Annotated in this window: 20 protein-coding genes; 11 read left to right on the top strand and 9 right to left on the bottom strand. The window is 45.3% G+C overall.

Going from position 1 to position 17,552, the window contains the following annotated elements; genetic code table 11:
* Positions 1 to 49: 49 nt before the first annotated feature.
* Both ON006_RS15525 and ON006_RS15520 read left to right on the top strand, forming a co-directional pair.
* Entirely contained in the window at positions 50 to 1,306 is a 1,257-nt protein-coding gene (locus ON006_RS15525) for an AAA family ATPase (RefSeq protein ID WP_244823013.1), read from the top strand.
* Between the two features lie 8 nt (positions 1,307 to 1,314).
* Positions 1,315 to 2,073: an RloB family protein gene (locus ON006_RS15520; protein ID WP_244823014.1), complete on the top strand. Its 759-nt coding sequence runs from the start codon at positions 1,315 to 1,317 to the stop codon at positions 2,071 to 2,073.
* Positions 2,074 to 2,142: 69 nt separating this feature from the next.
* Here the strand turns inward: ON006_RS15520 and ON006_RS15515 are convergent, their stop codons facing one another.
* From ON006_RS15515 to ON006_RS15500, 4 genes are all read right to left on the bottom strand, one after another.
* A complete protein-coding gene (locus tag ON006_RS15515) occupies positions 2,143 to 2,484 on the bottom strand; it encodes a helix-turn-helix transcriptional regulator (protein WP_244823015.1) in 342 nt (113 codons plus the stop codon).
* Between the two features lie 37 nt (positions 2,485 to 2,521).
* Complete coding sequence (locus ON006_RS15510) at positions 2,522 to 2,938, bottom strand: PIN domain-containing protein (protein ID WP_244823016.1); 417 nt, start codon at positions 2,936 to 2,938, stop codon at positions 2,522 to 2,524.
* Positions 2,935 to 3,183 (bottom strand): hypothetical protein, encoded by a 249-nt coding sequence (locus tag ON006_RS15505; protein ID WP_244823017.1) that lies wholly within the window; start codon positions 3,181 to 3,183, stop codon positions 2,935 to 2,937. The genes ON006_RS15510 and ON006_RS15505 overlap by 4 nt, the downstream gene beginning before the upstream one ends.
* 93 nt (positions 3,184 to 3,276) lie before the next feature.
* Positions 3,277 to 3,756: an ankyrin repeat domain-containing protein gene (locus tag ON006_RS15500; RefSeq protein WP_244823018.1), complete on the bottom strand. Its 480-nt coding sequence runs from the start codon at positions 3,754 to 3,756 to the stop codon at positions 3,277 to 3,279.
* A 322-nt stretch (positions 3,757 to 4,078) separates the two neighbouring features.
* Between ON006_RS15500 and ON006_RS15495 the strand changes: the two genes are divergently transcribed.
* From ON006_RS15495 to ON006_RS15485, 3 genes are read left to right on the top strand one after another with little or no spacing between them, the layout of a single operon-like run.
* Entirely contained in the window at positions 4,079 to 4,558 is a 480-nt protein-coding gene (locus ON006_RS15495; protein WP_255772981.1) for a (2Fe-2S)-binding protein, read from the top strand.
* Positions 4,559 to 4,582: 24 nt separating this feature from the next.
* Entirely contained in the window at positions 4,583 to 5,242 is a 660-nt protein-coding gene (locus ON006_RS15490) for a hypothetical protein (protein ID WP_244823019.1), read from the top strand.
* 27 nt (positions 5,243 to 5,269) lie between these two features.
* Positions 5,270 to 7,426 (top strand): molybdopterin cofactor-binding domain-containing protein, encoded by a 2,157-nt coding sequence (locus tag ON006_RS15485; RefSeq protein WP_244823020.1) that lies wholly within the window; start codon positions 5,270 to 5,272, stop codon positions 7,424 to 7,426.
* 192 nt (positions 7,427 to 7,618) lie between these two features.
* Here ON006_RS15485 and ON006_RS15480 read toward each other — a convergent pair whose 3' ends face one another.
* Entirely contained in the window at positions 7,619 to 8,056 is a 438-nt protein-coding gene (locus ON006_RS15480; RefSeq protein WP_244823021.1) for a winged helix-turn-helix transcriptional regulator, read from the bottom strand.
* A 106-nt stretch (positions 8,057 to 8,162) separates the two neighbouring features.
* Between ON006_RS15480 and ON006_RS15475 the strand changes: the two genes are divergently transcribed.
* A complete protein-coding gene (locus ON006_RS15475; RefSeq protein WP_244823022.1) occupies positions 8,163 to 8,552 on the top strand; it encodes a nuclear transport factor 2 family protein in 390 nt (129 codons plus the stop codon).
* A 210-nt stretch (positions 8,553 to 8,762) separates the two neighbouring features.
* Here the strand turns inward: ON006_RS15475 and ON006_RS15470 are convergent, their stop codons facing one another.
* Complete coding sequence (locus ON006_RS15470) at positions 8,763 to 9,017, bottom strand: hypothetical protein (RefSeq protein ID WP_244823023.1); 255 nt, start codon at positions 9,015 to 9,017, stop codon at positions 8,763 to 8,765.
* A 159-nt stretch (positions 9,018 to 9,176) separates the two neighbouring features.
* Complete coding sequence (locus ON006_RS15465) at positions 9,177 to 10,064, bottom strand: dienelactone hydrolase family protein (RefSeq protein WP_244823024.1); 888 nt, start codon at positions 10,062 to 10,064, stop codon at positions 9,177 to 9,179.
* 146 nt (positions 10,065 to 10,210) lie between these two features.
* Between ON006_RS15465 and ON006_RS15460 the strand changes: the two genes are divergently transcribed.
* The 4 genes from ON006_RS15460 (at position 10,211) to ON006_RS15445 (ending at position 13,457) form a co-directional block, all read left to right on the top strand.
* The gene (locus ON006_RS15460; RefSeq protein ID WP_244823025.1) at positions 10,211 to 11,560 is read left to right on the top strand and encodes an HTTM domain-containing protein; all 1,350 of its coding nucleotides are present in this window, start codon (positions 10,211 to 10,213) and stop codon (positions 11,558 to 11,560) included.
* Between the two features lie 73 nt (positions 11,561 to 11,633).
* On the top strand, positions 11,634 to 12,206 hold the full coding sequence (locus tag ON006_RS15455) for a DinB family protein (RefSeq protein WP_267609995.1): 573 nt from the start codon (positions 11,634 to 11,636) through the stop codon (positions 12,204 to 12,206).
* A 42-nt stretch (positions 12,207 to 12,248) separates the two neighbouring features.
* The gene (locus ON006_RS15450; RefSeq protein WP_244823027.1) at positions 12,249 to 12,452 is read left to right on the top strand and encodes an alpha/beta fold hydrolase; all 204 of its coding nucleotides are present in this window, start codon (positions 12,249 to 12,251) and stop codon (positions 12,450 to 12,452) included.
* Between the two features lie 333 nt (positions 12,453 to 12,785).
* Positions 12,786 to 13,457, top strand: coding sequence for an NAD(P)H-binding protein (locus ON006_RS15445; protein ID WP_244823028.1), 672 nt, complete (start codon positions 12,786 to 12,788; stop codon positions 13,455 to 13,457).
* 256 nt (positions 13,458 to 13,713) lie between these two features.
* Here ON006_RS15445 and ON006_RS15440 read toward each other — a convergent pair whose 3' ends face one another.
* Complete coding sequence (locus ON006_RS15440; protein WP_244823029.1) at positions 13,714 to 14,679, bottom strand: GlxA family transcriptional regulator; 966 nt, start codon at positions 14,677 to 14,679, stop codon at positions 13,714 to 13,716.
* A gap of 119 nt (positions 14,680 to 14,798) precedes the next feature.
* Here ON006_RS15440 and ON006_RS15435 point away from each other — a divergent pair, with 119 nt between their 5' ends.
* Entirely contained in the window at positions 14,799 to 15,125 is a 327-nt protein-coding gene (locus ON006_RS15435) for a VOC family protein (protein ID WP_244823030.1), read from the top strand.
* A gap of 13 nt (positions 15,126 to 15,138) precedes the next feature.
* On the opposite strand, the gene ON006_RS15430 is transcribed toward ON006_RS15435, so the two are convergent.
* Entirely contained in the window at positions 15,139 to 17,547 is a 2,409-nt protein-coding gene (locus ON006_RS15430; protein ID WP_255772982.1) for a TonB-dependent receptor, read from the bottom strand.
* Positions 17,548 to 17,552: the final 5 nt, after the last annotated feature.

Here is a 17,552-nt window from a genome sequence, read left to right as displayed (position 1 = left end):
CAAAAAATAGACAAATTTTAGTAAAAAAAGCCACATTCTGTGCAATACTATGATTATCGAATTTAGTTTGGCAAACTTCCGCTCGTTCCACTCCGGACAAACAGTCAGTTTTAGAGCGACTGGACTAACTTCTGAGGCAGATGAAAAAAACATCCTATACGTAGATGAGCGAAATAAGTTCCTCAAAATCGTGGGCGTATACGGCGCAAATGCAAGCGGGAAATCAAACCTGATTAGAGGTTTGAGTTTTATGCAGGAAATGGTCGATTCTTCACTGGAATCAGAAAGTGTGATAGGTTGGGGATTTCGGCCTTATAGGCTAGCGGCAAATTTTGAAAACAATGACGGATACTTTCAAATTGTATTATTATTAGATGGTAAAAAATATCGGTATGGGTTTACAATCAGTGACGACTTACTGATTGAAAGCGAATGGCTCTTTGGTCCAGCCAAGAAGAATGAAACTTATTACTTTAAGAGAAAAGGAAGAAATATCGATATCAACGATGATTTTTTTTCCGAAGGGCAAAATCTTCCAAAAGATAAATTAAGAGATCAAACTCTATTTCTGACTTTCGTAGCATCTTATAATGGTTCAGTTTCGAAGTTGATCAAAGACTTTGTATCCGACAAGATTTCAATTGATAGCTCCCAACCGACATTAAAAAAAATAAACTCCCCTGGCCCGACAACTGAAAGGAATAGGGAACTAACCGATCAACTAGTAAATTCCGGGCAAAAACAGGTTGTGATTAACTGGATGAAACAAGCGGGGCTGTATTTTAGTGATGTTTCCGTAGAAAAAATGCAACTTTCAAAAAACTTTACATTCAACCGGATCAAGTTACAGAAAAATGTCTTCGATGATAAGGGAGATGTTATAGGTTCTGTCGAGATGGATTTAGAATCTGACGAGTCGGAAGGGACCCAAAAGTTTTATTCTTACATCGGAGATCTTTATGAACGATTTCAAAATGGTGGAATTTTTGTTTCTGATGAAATTGATAGCAATTTTCACCCGTCTCTTTTAAGACAAATAATCTGCCTATTTCAAGACCCCTCAATAAACCGGGCTGGTGCTCAATTGTTTTTTACCAGCCATAATACAAGTCTGATGAATCCAAATTACATGCGTCGTGATCAGTTTTATTTCACTGAGAAAAGCATATTTGATGAGACCCGTGTCTATTCTCTTGCCGATTTGAAAGGAATAAGAAATCATGCCGATTTTGCACAACAATATCTGAGTGGATTCTATGGTGCTCTTCCGCAACTTGGAAGCTTCTTATCTAACCAAAAAGCATAACAAGGGGTATGGCAGAAATTGATCCATGGGATATTAGAAAATCGGACGAAAGGGAAGCAGACAAGTTAACAACCTTCATTATTTTTTGCGAGGATAGTGTAAGTGAACCTCTTTATTTCAGATCATTTAGCAATGACCGCGTACAAATTAATGAGATAGCCAACCAACGTAGCAAGAAGTTGAATCTTGAAAGCACCATCGAAAAATGTACAGAAGATGGACTTATGGCATTTGATGGACAACGGCATAAGGTAAACGAGGGAATTGAAGAACGAATCTGGTGCGTTTATGATCGTGATATGGAGAATACTGACTTGGCTCAGATTGAAAAGAAAAATAACATAGGCTTCGACAATGCGATTTCACTTGCGGTTGATGCAGGATTGCAGATTGCTTGGAGTAATGATTGTTTTGAATTATGGATTTTACTACATTTTGAGGACATTGAGCCGGAAAATCCTTTTCATAGAAATGTTATCTACGAGAGACTTACCGAGATTTTCAGAAAGCTTAGAGACAAATCCGATGCTCTCATTCAAATAACCAGCCGACCGATGTTTAGCTATAAGGATAGCTTTAAAAATAGGGAGGATTTTCTCAATCACGTACTGCCGTTGTTAAAACAAAATACGGATATGGCCATTGAGCGAGCAGCAAAGTTAGAAGCAAGCGTCTGCCAAAATAACATTCCGTTTCATGCTCAGAATCCCTGTACAATGATGCATAAGCTTGTCAACTCGATATTCGAATATGGAGGCAGGAGTTGATGTTGTTCATCGTTTCTACATTGCCACGACAGAATTAAACCCGCCTACAGACGGATTGCACCGGCTTTTTCAAACCAAATCCCCATCCCGCACACCCTCAACAGGCCGCGTAAGCTCAAACATTCCAAGCCCCAGCGCTTTCTCAATCCTACCAATCGTTTCAAAAGTAAAATTTTCAGTCCCTTTAACCCATTGATTCACGATTTGAGGACTTAACGCCAATAACTCAGCAAGATCCTTTTGCGTCATTCCTCGTTTCCGCAGGGCACTCAGTATATTGATAGGTGTTACCCTCGATCTTTCCAAATATTCACTCCGGGCTGCCCGCTCTTCCACGCGCTCTGGAAACCTGACGGATGTCGTCGGTACAAGGGTGTTCAACATTTCTAAAACTTCACTTCTATATTTCATTTCGATCTACTAATTGGTGGTGTTCCGGCAAGTTTGACTATTGATTGTCAATCCAATTCTCTAACTGAATTCCCTCCATGTCGGTGAAATCACTGATATTTCGAGTCACCAACACAAAGTCATCGACAATGGCCGTCGCCCCAATCAATAAGTCAAAGTCCATAACAGATCTTCCTCTTCTTCTTAATGTAGCTTTTTGCCGTGCAAACTCGTAAAGTGCACCACCAATTGGGAGTATACGACCTTCAAAAAGGGAATGTAGATTTTTAAAGCGTTCGAAATTTTGCTTACGCCTATCCGGGGCACTGTTTTCAATTCCAAAAATTAACTCGGCAAGTGTTATCTCGGATAGGAAGCAGGACGTTACTCCAACATGGGCGATCCGTTCCTTCACACCGTATTCATTTTTAAGAAGATGTACACAGATGTTGGTATCGAGAAGATACAAACTCATAGTTCTACGTCACGGTGATTATCTATACGCGCATTCCTGATCATGGCGTTTAGCTCATCTCCAGTTTCATTTCCTTCCCAGCTTCCGGCAACACGCTCTAAAAGCCTGAGTGCTTCCTCTTCGCTCAGTTGCTTTCTTGTAGTAAAACTTTTAGGCGGAAGTCCCAAGTTGTGGTGAATGAACTCCTCTAGGCGGGCCGGATGCTCGTCATCTTCCATTTCAATTGTCATCGTCGTATGTGCCATAGTGTTTGCTCTCTTTAAAAATTCAATATTAAATCGAAATACAATTTACTTCAATTCTTTCAATACAACAATCCTAATTACCCAAAGGCACACCTACTTCCCCAACCGCCCCTCAATCAACCCCACAATCTCCTTCCTACCCTTCCCCCTCGCAAAATCCAACGCCGACTTCCCATCATTCGACAACAAACTCAAATCCGCCCCAGCCTCCAACAACAACTTCACAATCTCAACATTATCCTGCCAAATCGCGTCGTGCAATGCCGTATATCCATTATAAGGTCCTTGTTTGTTGATGTCGATGTGGTATTCGATGAGGAGTTTGGCGGCTTCGGTTCGGCCGGCGTAGGCGGCTGCGTGTAATGCGGTGGCTTTCATGCCCGGGTCTACGGCGCGGACGTCGGCACCGGCTTCCAGGAGTGATTTGAGTACTTGGTTGTATCCCTTGTAGGCCGCGATCACCAGCGGGGCGTCCTGGTTTGAGTCCAGCTCGTTCACGTCAGCACCATTTTCGATGAGTTGCTGCACGAGGGAGGCATTGTTTTTATTGATCGCATTCATTAAAGCCGTCATGGGAGAGTTCTTTTGTTTTACTCTCCTAAGGCCTGTTTTACTTTTTTATACTATGATATTCTTCCTCGCCTCCCGGATCAGTAATATTGGTAACTATTCCAGTAATCTGTATACAAACCCGCCCGGAAATACTGCTGAAATTTGTAAACGGAAGAAAATTCCACCGGGTCCAGACTGTTTGATTTTCATAACAATCTCTTTGAATATCGTAAGTTAAACAAAACACCTGCGGCTAACTTTGACTATTAGGTTGAGATAGAAGCATATGCGCGAAATGAGGCATAGTTTTTTATCTGGTCTTCAATCTTAACTACTACTCACCATGGCGAAAATCACATTAAACATCAACAACAAGGATTATCCGCTGGAAGCTGATCCTCAGATGCCTCTCCTGTGGGCGATCCGGGACCTGGCTGGGCTGAAAGGCACCAAGTATGGCTGCGGCGTTGCCCAGTGCGGGGCTTGCGTGGTCCATCTGAATGGGGAAGCCGTGCGCTCCTGTGTTACCAAAGTTAGCCGTGCCGAAGGGAAGCAGGTGGTGACGATTGAAGGACTGTCGGAAACCAATAATCACCCGGTGCAGCAGGCCTGGCAAAAGATCGATGTGCCGCAATGCGGCTACTGCCACTCGGGCCAGATCATGTCCGCCGCAGTTTTGCTCCGCGAAAAACCCGATCCGACCGATCAGGATATCGACGACGCGATGGCTGGTAACATTTGCCGTTGCGGAACGTATCTGCGCATTCGAAAAGCAATCCATCTGGCGGCCGAAATGCAGAAAAAGACCGCTACGCAGGGTTAATTCTGTCCACCTCAATTTCATGTTATGAAGCAAGATCCTAAAAACAGGACAAATACGTTCGTCTCTGTGAAGACAGGCGCCATGAAAACGGCGACCATGCTGTCTATATTAATATTCATCATCGCAGTGGGAGCTTCTGCCTTTCGGAATGACGACCCGCCGGCGAAGACAATCAAAATCAGCGCCATTAACCGCGACAGTGTGGAGTCTGTGAAGGCTTTCGCGACTGTATATAAGGTACTGATGAGCCCGCGTTGCATGAACTGCCACCCGGCAGGTGATGTACCATTGCAGGGCGACGACAGCCATTTGCACACAATGGCACCCAAGCGTGGTACCGACGGCAAAGGCGTTTACGCTATGAAATGTGCCAACTGCCACCAGGAAACCAACACGCCGGGACTACACACGCCTCCGGGCAATCCTGACTGGCATTTGCCGCCTGCGGCTATGAGAATGGTGTTTCAGGGGAAAACGCCGCATGAACTGGCCCGCCAGCTGGTTGACAAAAAACAGAATGGCGACAAAGACATGAAAAAGCTGATCGAGCACGCCGACGACGGGCTGGTGCTCGCGGGCTGGAACCCGGGTGAGGGTAGGGCCCTGCCACCGGTGACGCATGCCGAATTCAAAAAAGCCTGGCTGACCTGGATCAAAAAAGGGGCCTATGCTCCTAAAAAGTAACGCTATTCAATAGAAACCATCATCACCATGGACAACCAGACATTATCCAGAAGGAATTTTATTAAAGCATCCGGTATGACCGGGGCCGTGCTTTCGTTGGGTTTTTACTGGCCAACCAATGCAAAATCCGCGAAGATCATCAAGAGCGCCGAAGCGAATAATTTTGGGGTAGAAATGAATTCGTGGGTACATATTGATACTTCCGGCAAGGTCACCATTTTTGACCACCGCGCAGAAATGGGCCAAGGTTCCTACCAGGCCGTACCTCAGATCGTGGCCGAGGAACTGGAAGTTAATCTGAACGAAATCAATGTAGTTTTTGCTCAGGGCGATAATAAAAAGTATGGTAATCAGATCACGGGAGGAAGTTCGACGGTTCGCGGTTCCTACAAGAATTTGCTAAAACTGAGTGCCACTGCACGCGAAATGCTCATTCAGGCAGCTGCTGCCAAGTGGAATGTTCCTAAAATAGAATGCTATGCTGAGGGCGGACATGTCGTTCACAAGCCTTCCGGCAAGCAAATGCATTACGGAGAATTGGTTGAAACCGCCTCCAAACTGGAAGCGCCGAAGGATGTTGTCCTGAAAAAGCGTTCGGAGTACAAATTGATCGGTAAGCCATTGCTTCGTCTTGACACACCGCTGAAAACCAATGGTACTGCGGTTTTTGGACTGGATAAGGTGATACCGGGAATGCTTTACGCGGCCGTGGAAAGAAACCCGAGGCTGCGGGGCAAAGTGAAAAGTTTTGACGACACAGTTGCTCGAAAAGTGCCCGGCGTTAAGAATGTATTTAAAGTGAAAATGGGCGTTTTTAGCACGTATCGAGAAGGTGTCGCAGTAGTAGCTGACTCTACCTGGGCGGCGATTCAGGGGAAGAAAGCATTGAAAGTGGAATGGGACGATACCGGTTTTGAGCATCTCAATACCGAGGATATTTACAAACGCCAAGCCGAGGCATTGCAAACTCAGGAAGGGTTACCATTCAAAAAGCAGGGTGAACCAAACGAAATTATCGCGAAGGCTGCCAAAAAGATCGATGTTATTTACGAAACACCGTACCAGTACCACGCTTGCATGGAGCCGCTGAACTGCATTGCACATTACCAGGACGACAAACTGGAAATCTGGGGGCCGATCCAGGCACCGGACTGGGTGCAGGATTTTATTAGCAAGGAAATGTCCATTCCGAGAGAAAAGGTGATCGTGAATATGACGTTTCTCGGCGGTGGCTTTGGCCGGAAAGCATTTATGGATTATCCACACGAGGCCGCAGTAATTTCAAAAGAAGTAAAAGCGCCGGTGCAAGTGGTATGGACACGGGAAGATGATGCCACGCAGGGACCTTACCGTCCGGGGATTACGTACCGCTGCGAAGGTGTGATCAGCAATGGTGACATTGATGCATTCAAAGTGAAACTCGCCGGACAAAACAACGACCATTGGCGGGGCGGCAAGAAGGATGTCGCGAATCGAAGCACGTCCGAAGGTTTTCTGAAACCCTATATGGATTCTATCAAAAACCTGGCTATCATGGACGTACCATTCGAGACGCCGATCCCTACCATGTGGTGGCGGTCCGTTTATGCATCGACCAATGGTTTTGCCTACGAAAGTTTTATCGACGAACTGGCGCTGGAAGCTGGAAAAGATCCGCTGGATTTTAGAAGACAATATCTGAAAGACGAGCGTTTGCAGAAGCTGATCGACAAAATGGAGGAAGTATCGGGCTGGAAAAACAGGAAGAAAGGTGAGGGCTACGGTGTGGCCATTACGGAATGTTTCGCGAGCACGGTCGGGCAGGTAGTGAAGGTGTCCAAAGCTGCGAATGGCGGTGTGAAAATTGATCAGGTATGGGCGGTGATGGATTGCGGCTGGTATGTAAATCCCGATACAGTCCGCGCTCAGGTTGAAGGGGCGATCGTGATGGGATTGGGCGCAGCCACCATACACCAGGTCAAATTCAAAGATGGTATGGCCGTCGATAATAATTTCAGTACCTACCAGATGCCTCGCATTACTGACATTCCGCCCATTGAAATACACATTATGGAAAATGACTCGGATGCCGGCGGAGTAGGGGAGCCAGGGTTGCCTGCATTTGCGCCAGCACTGACGAATGCGATTTTTGACCTCACCGGAAAGCGGATCCGCAAGCTGCCGTTTAGTCTGGCGGCTGTTTAGCCGCTGTTTCGAACGTCCGCGTTCGGAACGACTACTCGCAGGCCTCCGGCCGGTCATTACTTGCTTAACCGGTCAGAGGCCTGCGAATAAAGGAGTCCGAGGGCTTACCTTCGAACTAGCTCGTTGAGAGCATATTAATTTCCTTTTCTTTATAGCAAAATTTGCGAGTTGCAGGATAAATAGAAAAGCATTTTAACCCTGCAATTCATTTTCTGAGACAGATGCCGGCAGTTGTTTTTTCAGTTTGTCAAAATACTCTTTGACAAACTCTGCTTTCTCCGTTTTAAGTCTTTGCCCAATTTCCTTCCGAGGACATTGAGCATTGTATTTTGCGCCCCAATCCATTATTTCAATGATAATAGGAAGGAGGTCAATTCCTTTTTCCGTCAGACTATATATAAATTTAGACTTGTTGGTAGGGGAAACCTGCTTTGTCAAAATCTGCTCTGCTTCGAGAACGCTCAGCCTGTTTACAAGAATATTACTCGCAATCTTTTCTTCCGATTGCAGAAATTCACTGTAAGATAATTTGCCCCTGAGCATCACGTCCCTAATGATCAGCAGCGACCATTTATCTCCAAAAACATCCAGCGAACAACTGATGGGACAATCCGACCTTGTCTTTTCCATAAGATTTATTCTAATAAAGTACTTGCATTGTGCAATAGCTTTGTATATTAGTACTTGCAAATTGCAATAACAAATATAAGCATTGTTAACACTAAAAATCAGCACAATGGAAAACGAAACATCAATCAGAAAGCTGCTTGAAACGTACTACTCTGGTTTTGCTCAGAAGCAAGGTTGGGAAGAAACGATTGCCGATGATTTCAGATACACTGGCGGTGATATGACCAAAACGACGCCAATAGTTGGAAAGGCCGCATATGTTGAAGTTATCAAAAGATTTTCCCGCGTGTTTCAGTCTATGCGGGTCCTGAATATGATTGTTGACGGTGATAAAGCCTGCGTCATTGGAAATTACGATTACCTGTTTCCAAATGGAGCTGTTATGAACGGTAATGTGGCGGAAATCTGGACGGCTAAAAATGGCAAACTGGATTCACTCACCATCTATTTTGATACACTCACTTTTGATAAGAATATCCCGAAACCGGTCGCCTAGCAGGCTGGTTTCCAGTTGAATGTAAAAGTTTTACTTGTATAACTTCTGTATTTCTGCTTCTATAATTTTTTTTCAAAAGCGTTGGTCTGGCAGGTCAGCGCTTTTGCGTAGCATTTCAATGCATGGATCGTATCGTTTTGATCGCATCTGCATCATTACCACCAAAATACAGCGCTGCAGCTTGTCCCAGTTTGGTAAAAGGTGAAGGGTTTACGCGAATGAGTTTTTCGTACAAGCTCCCAATCCCGTCCCAATCTCCTCATTGGACGCTAGCAATGCAGCAATGCGTTTTACACGAAATCCGCAAACGTATCTCAGCACAATGATCAGCTGTACTTTCGGCGCAAATGTTGGCTGTTCTTCAACCCAGGCGTTCATTTCACTAATATCCTGGTGTATTTCTTCTTCCGACATTTGCGAAAGCCGGGTAATATCTTCTCGTATCAACCGCAAGAACTTTTTCATAGTAGTATTTTCTCATATAGTACATCACAGGACATTTATCCGGACATCATTTAAAAATAAATATTCTCCTGCTTCATTTTCTTCATTGAAACCAGAGGAAATAAAGCAAAATGCCGCTTCTGGGGACGGAAGCGGCATTTTAATCATAATATCATTCTGCTATTTCAGCTTCGCATTGAAAAAATCAACCGTGCGTTTCCAGGCAAGTTCAGCGGCCGGTTTGTCGTAACGCGGTGTGGTATCATTGTGAAAACCGTGGTTCACTTCGGGATAGGTATATACCGTGTATTCCTTGTTATTTGCCTTCAATGCAGCCTCGTATGCAGGCCAGCCCTCGTTTACGCGCGTGTCCAGTCCGGCGTATTGTATCAGGAGTGGCGCTTTTATTTTAGGAACATCTTCCGCCGCAGGCTGGCCTCCGTAAAACGGTACGGCTGCCGCGAGGTCAGGAATTCGTACTGCCATCATATTCGCGATCCAGCCGCCAAAACAAAAGCCGACGACGCCGATTTTACCATTGCAATCTTTGTGGTTTTTCAAATACTCGAAGCCAGCGATAAAATCTTCCAGCATCTCATTCCTGTCACGTTTGCTCTGCATGGTACGGCCATCGTCGTCATTGCCAGGGTAGCCGCCCAGGGGAGTCAATGCATCCGGGGCTATGGAAATAAAACCGGCCAATGCGGCCCGTCTGGCAACATCCTCAATGTGCGGGTTCAAACCTCTGTTTTCGTGGACGATCACGATCCCGCCCAGCTTTCCTTTTGCATCCGCAGGCTCCGACAATAATGCTTTGATCTTGCCCCCACCTTTTGGAGAATCATAAGTAACGTAATCTGATTTTAGCCGCGGATCATTGGCCTGAACTTGTATTGCGCCATGGTAATCGGGCATCAAAAAGCTCATAAGCGACGCCACCGTAATGCCGCCTACTGCATAGGCAGACAGTTTTTGCATGAAATCGCGCCGTTCAACGCGGTTGTGGGCATAGTCGTCGTAAAGATCAAAAACCTCTTGTTTAATGTCTTCTTTTTTGATTTCGTTCATATGGGTTTGGTTTAGAGACTGCGGGTGGCTTTAACTTTCTTAAAAATAAGTGATAAAATGGTAAGGAACATACTGAGGAGAAAAACGAAGAGAAGCATGACGGTATATTATCTAAATTTGAGATTAGTAATATGGATATTTGATTTATGCTTCCCTATTTTCAGAAAACCACATCAGCCGCGCCACTAGCGGTGTTGCGTTGGATGCTTGGTATCATGCTCTCCGTCAGTCTGCTGCGATTCTGGTACAAAGGATGGATCGATGATCTATACATTAAGCCTAAATATTTTTTCCCTTTTTACGGTTTTGAATGGGTCCGACCGCTGGGCACCTATACATATCTGCTATTTGCAGTTTGCCTTATCGCGGCCATTTTTGTAGCGATCGGGTTGTTTTACCGCGCCTCAATCGTGACGCTTTTTGCAAGCTTTACTTACATTGAGCTGATGGATAAAAGCACTTACCTGAACCATTACTACTTCATTAGTCTGCTCTGCCTGCTTTTCATATTCCTGCCTGCACATGTCTGTTTTTCGGTTGATGCTTATCGTGACAAAAAGCTCCTGGCTGGCTCAGTTCCGCGGTGGTGTGTGGACGCAGTGAAGCTCCTGGTTTTCATCCTGTACTTTTACGCCGGCCTCGCGAAGCTCAATAGTGACTGGCTTTTGCAGGCATTACCATTGAAAATATGGTTGCCCGCGCGGAACGACATGCCGGTCATTGGCCGCCTGTTTAATCAGGAATGGGTGCCTTTTGTTTTCAGCTGGTTTGGATGCGTATATGATCTGTTCATCGTTTTTTTATTATTGAACCGAAAAACGAGGGTGATAGCCTACCTTACCGTCGTCGTATTTCACCTGATGACCGCCCTGCTGTTTCCGATTGGCATGTTTCCCTACATGATGATCGTGACGGCACTCATCTTTTTCTCGCCGGAATTCCACCAGCGGGTCATTCAAAAAATAGGAGTGTCATTGAAAATTCCTTTCGAATCTCTGTTTTCAGCCAAGACATATACCTTCTCTGTGCCCGCACAAAAGTTGCTGATCACAGGCTTTTCAATATTTTTTGTTTTTCAATTGATTTTCCCTTTTCGGTACCTGCTGTATCCAGGAGAGCTTTTTTGGTCGGAGCAGGGGTACCGGTTTTCGTGGCGGGTGATGTTGATGGAAAAGGCAGGTTATGTCCAGTTTGTTGTAAAAGACAGGACTGGAAAGCAGGTGACAGTGAATAATAACGAGTTTCTGACCATACTGCAGGAGAAAATGATGTCTACCCAGCCGGACATGATCTTACAGTATGCCCACATTCTGAGAGATTTTTATGCCAAACACGGCTTTCAGTCGCCGCAGGTGTATGTGGACTCTTACGTGACATTAAACGGAAGATTAGGAAAACCGCTGATCGACCCGGAAACCGATTTGGCCAAGCAAACAGAATCTTTCCGCGACAAAACCTGGATTGTCCCTCTTGCTGGTGAAATTCAGGGGTTTTGAAATCATTCAATTTGGCACAAATACCGCCTGAAAATGTCAGTAATAGCCGCCAGGCATGATCGGGATGTTGCCTATGTTTGTATTGAAATTTTTCGACAAAGATCTCATTGCAAAGACTATGGTAGCCAAGGATTTTAATGATACAATAGATGTCTGGATCGAAGGATTGAACAGATACAGTTTCAATGAGCTGATCGCGAAACCCATTCCCGGTCGCTGGTCGCTCGGTCAGATCTATATGCACGTGATGCAGGAGTCCGGCTTTTTTTTCACACAAATCGTCATTTGTGCCTCAAATGATGAGAATGCTGAGGAGAGAATGAATTCGGATGCCCGGGAAATGTTCCTGAATAACGGTTTTCCCGATCAGGAGATCGAAGGGCCGCCGTCGAATGCGTTGGTAAGGCAGCCGGAAAGTAAGGAGTACCTGGTAAATGCTTTCGCTGAGCTTAGAAACAGGATCGGAGAAATGGCGCAACTGATTTCAATGAGCCAGTTTAATGGCAAGACGAGGCATCCGGGGCTAGGTTTTTTCAGCGCCGACGATTGGTTTCAATTTACTGAAATGCATTGTCGCCATCATTTACGGCAAAAAGCAAGAATTGAAAAAGCACTGGCGGAAGGAAGAAATCATTTACAGGCATAATCCCCTCATTTGGCTCAAATTCTTATTAAAACAATATTACAGTTGCTTGTTTTTAGTCTGTTTGTTCATGTAAGTGCTGCACAAATCCTTCCCGATACGGCGAAGCTGGACCGCAATGAAAAAGCGGCACATTATGCGCAGCTACGAGGGCTGGATCATCTCAAAATAGATTCATCTTACGTGGTAGGGTGGAGCGATGGCGGGATCAACGGGTTGTTACTTGCGATGCGGCACCCAAAAAAGTGAAGAAACTGGCCGTGGAAAACCCTTCGAGCAGGTTTACGATAGTGTTGTTAATCGGGTTGGAAAAGAGAGGCTTTTGACTATTGTCAATTGACCATTGCGATTGCGAAATGAGACCGGCTAACAAAGAAAAAACAATGGTCAATGGTCGGCGGTCAATTGTCAATAAGGCAACTATGCATTGTAGGAAAGTCAGAATAGCAGCACCCAATGCATTTTTCATTTGTTCAAATTTTAAACTCAAAGTTAGGCTGGTACAGGAAGTTTTTAGGAGCCAATCGATGAATTTCGTATAGTCCATTGTATTTTGGTATGATTAATGCCAAATAGATATAGATGAGCACTGAGACCCAAGCAAAAAAAGCAATTCTGTTCGGAGCAAGCGGCTTTGTCGGCTCCTATCTGCTTGAAGGACTGTTGAATGATCCTGATTATAGCCAGGTAACGGTTGTGGTACGAAAGAGTTTGAATGTGACCCATCCCAAACTGAAAACATTGATTGGTGATTATCAATCGCTGCCAAACCTGAAAAATGAAATCATTGCAGATGAGGTGTTTATAGCATTGGGTACTACGAAGAAAAATACGCCGGATGTGCAAAAATATTACCAGGTAGATCACGACTATCCCGTCCTGGCAGCCGCAATCGCGAAGGAAAAAGGTGCGAAATCTGTTTTTGTGGTGTCATCTGTGGGTGCCGATGCAAGTTCGGGTGTTTTTTATATCAGGACCAAAGGAGAGACAGAACGTGATATTATTGCGCTGGAACTGGAACATACGCACATTTTCCGACCATCCATGATCATGGGGAATCGCCAGGAGAGTCGTTCGCTGGAAAAGATTTTCATCGCTATTTTTTCCGTGATCAACCCCATTTTTGTAGGGCCAATGCAAAAATACCGCGGCATTGAAGGCAAAGACATCGCCAAAGCAATGATCGCCGCCGCCAAAAAACCAGCCGACAATGTGAAAATATATGAATGGAAGGAGTTAGTTGCGTTGTTGTAGGAAGTGCGAAGAACATTTCATCCCTAACTCAATTCGCAGCACATCACAAGAAATCGCGTAGCGATGCAACCTTGGCGGCCGCCGCGTGGTAGAAAATACAATTCACAATAACGATCAAATCCCGTCAGGGATGTAACAATGTGCATAATGTTACATCCCTGACGGGATTTGAAAAACGTGACGAATTAACATTGCTACCGCGCGGCGGCCGCCAAGGTTTCATCGCTACGCGATTGGACGTAAAACATTGAAATCGTTACGCACTATACTTCCTGCGATAATCGATCGGCGACAAATCTGTATGCTTTTTGAACACTTTACGAAACGCATCTATATTGTTGTAACCGACGTCGTAAATGATCTCATTGACAGTCTTTCGGCCCGATTCGAGCTGCTTTTTGGTATACTCTACTTTGACCCTCTGAATGTATTCGGCTACGGAATTGCCCGTGCATTTCTTGAACCTCCTTTCAAATGTCCTCCGGCCGACGGCCATTTTTGTACAGATCTCATCAACTGTGAATGTCTCGGTCGGATTATTTTCAATCCATTCCTGCGAGCTTAGTACCTCCTTGTCGCCATGCTTTTTTTGACCCATAAAAATCATAAACGGGTTCTGGCTTTTTCTCTCAATGTCTATTTCAAACATCTTTGACGCCAGTACCGACATTTCGCGGCCCAGATGTTTTTCAATAACATATAAAAGCAAATTCAGATACGAGTACCCACCGCCGCAGGTGTATATCCCGCTTTCATCCGTAATAATGGTATCGTCAATTAAATGCACATCGGGGAACATGACCTGGAAATCATTGCGCGCAGCCCAATGTATCGCGCATTTTTTGTTTTTCAACAGGCCGGTCGATGCCAGGAAGAACGAACCTACGCACAAACTGACGATCTCGGCACCATTGTGATATTGTGAAATGAGCCAGTCCGCATAGCCTTCGTTGGTTTTCAAAGCCTTTGCAAAATCACCGCACAACAGTGGGATCACGATGAGGTCGGTCTTTTTAATGTCGCTGATCGTGTGCTTTACATGGATGCTATAAAGGCCGTGGTCGAGCTGTATATTCTTTTCTAGTCCGACGATCTCTACCGAGTAGAAAGGTGTCCTTCCCTGATATCGCAAAAAATCATTAACGCGGTTAAGTATCTGATAACTACTGTCAATGGACGTTATCGTCGCGTCTTTTAATGCAAGGATCGATATGTGCTTCATGAAACAAATGTATCGTAATGTCGTGTCGCAATCAATACGTAAGAATGTCGGAATTACCGTGTATCGGCCCGCGATTTTAACAATAGTTTTACATCGGAAAAAAACAAAATAAATGAATCATGAAAAATGTAGAGATCATCATGATCCCGGTAAAGGATCAGCAAAAAGCAAAAGAGTTTTACCTGCAGCTCGGGTTTGAACTTATTATTGAAGCGCCGATGGGAAACGGTGAGACCTGGGTTCAGCTGGGTTTGCCGGACGGAGGTACCACCATTTCCCTGGCCAATTTTCAGGGTATTATTTTTGAAACCGACGACATCGAAAAAGAAGCCGGCGAGTTAAAAGCAAAAGGCATTGAAGTCGGCAACATTGACGATACGCCGTGGGGTAAATTCGCCTGGCTGAAAGACCTCGACGGAAACGGGCTGTGTTTGCACCAGAAATAGTACGTTCGTCGGCCTAGTTGTTGCCTTCACCGCCTTTTTTGTCATCGTTGCTGATGCGTTTTTTCTGACGCTGATTGCCGCCGTTCATCTGCCCGAATTCATATTTCAGGTTGATCCGCCATCCTCTGCGATACATGGCAATGTCCTGTGTTTGTACAAAATTAGGGCCGACGAAATCGTTACGCCATTTGATCCTGCGGTTGAAAGGATTGTCGTAGCCGAAACCAATGCTGCCTTTCTTTTTCAGCACTTCCTTTTGTATCACCATATTGTAAAAACCAAAACCGCCGTATTTTCCCTGAAGATTAACCCTCGCCGAGTTGTAGAAACCAAAGAGTTGTCCTTTGAAACCTTTGCCAAAATCAATCGTCGAGTTTAGGTTGACGCGGTACATCCAGTCCTCGTTGCGGGTTTTAAGCTCCGCACTTTCCAGCACATTGTAAAACACATTCAGCGAACCGTTGACCGACCATTGTTTCGTAATTTTCGTGTTAGCGCTCAGGTTGACACCATAGGCAGAATTCTGTGCGACATTCTGGAAAATCTGTTTCAGTACACCGCTGCTGTCTACTGTATTGATACTTTCAATGGCGTTGTTGGTCTGGCGGAGAAAAAACGAAGCATTGAAACTCGTTTGCTTGATCGAAACACTGTAATTAGCTTCTACGGAATGTGTTAGCTCTGGTTTGAGATAAGGATTTCCGCCGTAGAGGTTCTTGGAATCGGCCTGATTGACATACGGGTTGAGGTAAAAAAACTGCGGCCGCTGAATGCGCTGGGAATAGCTGAGCCGTATCTGCTGGTCTTTTTTCAGGCTGCGGGACAAGCTGATACTTGGGATCAGATTTCCATAATTGTTTGAAAACGAAGCGGTACCATTCAGGAAGTTGGCCTGGATGAACGTGTGCTCATACCTGGCGCCCAGGTTGATACCCCAGCGTTTTTTCGGCGTGCGTGTGTACACTACATATGCGGATGTTACCTGCTGCGCGTAGTCAAAAATGTTGGCAAGTTGCGGGAGGTCCTGAAAATCATCTGATCCTTCGACAGCACTGGAAATGCGGTAGTCGCTCAATATTTTCCGGAAAATGGTTTTCGAACCCATTTCGAATGTGCTGATGCTGTCGAGCGGATTGGTGAAATCCAGCTGTATGGTACCTTCTTTGTTGTTGCTGATATTGTAGCTTTTCTCACGGTAGTACACATCATTCCCCCTGTTGAGCAGGTTGGACCAGTAGTCACTATCCTCACCCTCAAATGAATACATCATCAGCAGGGTGAGTTCTTTTTTTGGTTTTTTGAACAAACGGGTATAGTCCAGGTTAACGGTAGCGCCTGCCCAGTCGTACGTCCTGCTCATGTCGCGCTTGAAAAACTGGTTCACAACGCCCCGGCTGCTTTCTTCAAAAAGAATATCGAAACCATTGGTATTGGCACCGTTATAATAATTCAGCCCGGCGCCGATGCGGTTCAGGGAATCCACGTCCCAATCCACATTGACGGTACCGTAAAAGTTCTTGCCGTTGCCCGTGATCCATTGGGTCTGGTTCTGGTCCGAAACTGAGTCCGCATTGGTGAATGAGCGGAGTAGCTGCATGTACCGCTTGTTTTTCCAGTTGCTAAACCCGCCATTAGCCGAAATAGTCAGGTCCTTCATCCGGTGGCTGATGGTCGCGTTGGGCCAGTTGTTCCATTGCCCGAAATTGGGACTGATGGAGCCGCTGGTACCCTGCATCGTATTCTTTTTGGTAATAATATTAATGATACCCGCTGTGCCTTCCGCGTCGTATTTGGCAGACGGTGAGGTGATTACCTCTACTTGTTTGATAATGTCAGCCGGAATCTGTTTCAGTGCGTCGGAAACGCTGCGGGCCACAATGCTCGACGGTTTATTATTGATCAAAACCTTGATATTCGAACTGCCGCGGAGCTGTACATTACCTTCAATATCCACCGCAACTGAGGGGATTTTTTTGAGCACGTCGGTCGCGTCCCCGCCTTTGATACTGATATCCTTTTCAGCATTGTAAACCATCCGGTCGGATTTTTCCTCGAACAATGCTTTCTGCTCGGTTACCGTTACTTCTTTGAGATTCTGAACGGTCGGGGCCAGTTTGATGATACCTACTTCAATGTCTTCGCCAGCGGCCGTTACTTTTTCCAATGTTTTGGAAACATAACCCATTAATGAAGCCTGAATGGCATATTGGCCGGGGTGTACTTTGGTGAAAACAAACCTTCCTTTCGAATCTGAGGTCGCACCCTCGATAATCTTGCCGTCTTTCAGCAGCGCCACGGTAGCAAATTCAACCGGCTTGGTCGCCGTTGAATCCATTAGTAAACCTGAAATTTTGATTTGCTGAGCTATTGATAAACTTATACTTGCTGCGAGAGCGATCAGGGTGAGTAACAATATTTTCATGGGCT

Origin of the sequence: Dyadobacter pollutisoli, assembly GCF_026625565.1 — a bacterium.
Classification (GTDB): Bacteria; Bacteroidota; Bacteroidia; order Cytophagales; family Spirosomataceae; genus Dyadobacter; species Dyadobacter pollutisoli.
The sequence above is the reverse complement of the archived record's forward strand: the minus strand, read 5'-3'. Positions and strand labels throughout refer to the sequence as shown.